This is a genomic window from Peribacillus sp. P4_C12, assembly GCF_056402095.1.
Window position 1 is genome coordinate 1 of record NZ_JBFUIB010000425.1, and the last position, 3,243, is coordinate 3,243.

At 37.9% G+C, this 3,243-nt stretch carries 4 protein-coding genes and 1 riboswitch; all 4 genes read right to left on the bottom strand.

Annotated elements, in window-relative coordinates; genetic code table 11:
- The coding region (gene cysC, locus AC1DUW_RS24215) for an adenylyl-sulfate kinase (RefSeq protein WP_477643662.1) at positions 1 to 581 on the bottom strand (581 nt) is incomplete at its 3' end.
- Between the two features lie 41 nt (positions 582 to 622).
- A complete protein-coding gene (gene sat / locus AC1DUW_RS24220; protein WP_053346356.1) occupies positions 623 to 1,771 on the bottom strand; it encodes a sulfate adenylyltransferase in 1,149 nt (382 codons plus the stop codon).
- 28 nt (positions 1,772 to 1,799) lie between these two features.
- Entirely contained in the window at positions 1,800 to 2,477 is a 678-nt protein-coding gene (locus tag AC1DUW_RS24225) for a phosphoadenylyl-sulfate reductase (protein WP_053348094.1), read from the bottom strand.
- A gap of 214 nt (positions 2,478 to 2,691) precedes the next feature.
- Positions 2,692 to 2,835, bottom strand: coding sequence for a YezD family protein (locus AC1DUW_RS24230; RefSeq protein WP_082527691.1), 144 nt, complete (start codon positions 2,833 to 2,835; stop codon positions 2,692 to 2,694).
- A 178-nt stretch (positions 2,836 to 3,013) separates the two neighbouring features.
- A riboswitch (SAM riboswitch) is annotated at positions 3,014 to 3,122 on the bottom strand.
- Between the last annotated feature and the right edge of the window lie 121 nt (positions 3,123 to 3,243).

Sequence of the window (3,243 nt, forward strand, 5' to 3'; positions counted from 1 at the left end):
GTCAAATAGTTGATTACCTGTTCGACGCACTCTTCAACACTATATTGGTTGGATTCTAAAACGATTTCCGGCTGTTCAGGTTCTTCATATGGAGAGTCAATCCCAGTAAAGTTTTTAATGATTCCCTTACGTGCCTTATCGTAAAGACCTTTTGGATCACGCACTTCACATTCTTCAATCGGACATTTTATGTAGACTTCAATAAACTCGCCTTCTTCAAGCAAATCGCGTACAATTTGACGGTCTGCTCGAAAAGGGGAAATAAATGCCGTTAATACGAACTGCCCGCTATCCACAAAAAGCTTGGAAACTTCACCGATCCGCCTAATATTCTCAGTCCGATCCTCTTCAGAAAAACCCAAATCTTTATTTAAGCCATGACGAATATTATCTCCATCCAAGACATAACTTCGAATATTTCGGTTATACAGCTCTTTAGCGACTGCATTTGCAATCGTTGATTTTCCGGAGCCTGAGAGTCCTGTGAACCATAGAACTGTACTCTCATGTCCGTTTTGCTTACGACGGAGTTCCTTAGTCAAAGACGCTTTATGCCAAGTTACATTCGTGCTATTACTCATTATTATCCCCCTCTTACTACTTACATATATTTGAAACTAGTTTAGTTAAATACTTCATTCTTTTTCAGGCCTTCGATCAACACCTCGATGACTTCTTTACGACTGAAGGTAGCTGGTGGAATTTCACCATTACGCAACATTTCCCTAACCTTCGTTCCGGATAAGATAACATGATCTTCTTTACCATGCGGACATGTTTTAGCAGAAGCCATATTTCCACATGTTTTACAATAAAAGCTATGTTCAAAGAATAATAGCGTGATTCCTAACTCGTCAGGTTTGAAATTACCAAAGATTTTTTGTGCATCATAAGTGCCGTAATAATCGCCTACACCGGCATGGTCACGGCCAACAATAAAGTGGGTGCATCCGTAATTTTTACGAACCATGGCATGGAAAATGGCTTCTCTTGGCCCTGCATAACGCATGGCAGCAGGGAAAACTGCTAGGGAGACACGATCCTTAGGATAATATTTCTCTAGTAGTACTTTATAACTCTCCATCCGTACATCAGCTGGTATGTCATCTGATTTAGTAGCACCTACTAGCGGATTTAAAAATAAACCGTCTACAATCTCCAATGCAGTTTTTTGAATGTATTCATGTGCACGGTGAACAGGATTTCTTGTTTGGAATCCAACAACTGTTTTCCAGCCTTTTTCAGCAAAAGTTTTTCTTGTGTCAACAGGATCCAAATAATGATCTTGGAATAGTGGACGTTCGATTCGTTTAACTAATTTAATATCCCCGCCGACATATACTTCACCACGGTTATACAAATTTTTCACACCAGGATGTTTCTCATCATCCGTTTGATAAACTAATGTGGCTTCCAATTGTTTATCAGGTCTGAAGATATCAGAAACAATGAGAACTCCGTATGTTTCTCCTTCATGATTCAACTTTACTTCTTCTCCTAGAGTAAGAGCTTTTGCTACTTCATCAGTAATCGGCAAAGTAATCGGGATGCTCCAAACATGGCCGCTGCTAAGCCTCATATCCTTAACCACTGCTTGATAGTCATCTTTTGTAAAGAATCCTTTAATAGGACTATAGGCCCCAGTACCTATTAATTCCAGGTCACTTAAAGCAATCTCATCAATTTCGATTGAGTTGTTTATTTTAGTAATATCATAGTCTGGTTCCCAACGATTGATCAACGTTCCTCCGTGCGGTAAGCTAACTGTCATGCTAATTTCCCCCTAAATTTTCTATTTATTAAGATAAATGTAATCCGCATTCTGTTTTTTGCGCGCCCTGCCAACGTCCTGAGCGTAAATCATCGGCATTGATAGCAGGTGCCGTACATGTTTTACAGCCAATACTAGGATATCCATTATCGTGAAGAACATTATATGGAAGCCCATTTTTATGGGCATAGCGCCATACATCTTTCCATGTCCAATGAATAAGCGGGCATATTTTAATTGATTTAAACTTATTATCTTGATTAATATATTCCGTTAATGCTCTTGTTTCAGATTGCTCCCTGCGTAGTCCCGAGAGCCAAGCAGTTGCCGTTGAAAGTACCTCAGTAAGCGGAGCGATCTTACGTATGCTGCAACATTTATTTGAATCACGGAGCCATAACTCATCTCCATATTCAGATGCTTGTTCCTCAAGCGTCAATGCCGGCTTTTTCATTTCAATTGAAAGCTGCGGATAGCGCTTTTTAACTTGTTCAATTAATTTGTAAGTCTCTTCAAAATGAACATCCGTATCCAGAAAAACAATTTTGGCTGAAGGATTGACTTTTGCCAATAAATCCGTAAGTACTATTCCTTCAATGCCGAAACTACATGCATAAATGAGTTTGTTACCATATTGGGAATTTGCCCACTCAAGAACTTCTAAAGCACCTTTTGACTCACTGTCCTCAGGAAATGCAGGCAAAATCTCTGTGTCGAAATTTTCATAGTTTACTAATGCAGACACTCTTAAAGCCCCCTCTAAAAACTTGCTAAATGTTTCACAGAATAGAGTAACTTGCGATTAATACTCGCTGATGTTTTCTAACGCTTAAAAGACCCTAGAAAAAAGAGACGAATTTAACTAATACTCTCTTTTATATCAGTTAAATCCACCTCTAGTTTTCTAGTCAGCAGATACCTTATTTAATTCTCAGCTTTTCATTTCTTTCCATTTGAATAATTTTACCATCCTGGACGATAAGTGTTATGGATCCATATTTCATCGACTTAAGCATTTCTTGTAGGCGTTCAAATATTTCCTCCAGCTGATTCTCTTTTTCCAAGCCAGTTCCTCCTTTAAGAAAATCCGAGACTAGCTTATCGTATAGCTGACCCGTTTATAAAATGCATTTTCTTAAATTTATATATTCCAAAACATCTTACAATGCTATGGTTTGCAAACGAATTTTACAGAAATAAAAATCCTTCCATGATGGAAAGATTTTCAAGGTAATATTTTTTACCTTATCTTCCAAAATGATCAACATTTTGTTGGATGTAGCACCTTGCATCCATCATGCAGGTTGCTGGACTTCAAAGGGCCAATTCCCTCCGTCGCTCTGGATAAGTTTTATTATTTTAAATATTAACATATATTTATTCCTTGTCAATGGAGTTTTCTTATAAAATAACTTGGATTAATAAAATGGGTGAACTGTTATTATTATACACACTGTTCCTTGAACGGATAG

Bases quoted from the DNA above. Each gene is read 5' to 3' on its own strand.
- sat (WP_053346356.1), bottom strand. From the start codon at position 1,771: ATGACAGTTAGCTTACCGCACGGAGGAACGTTGATCAATCGTTGGGAA.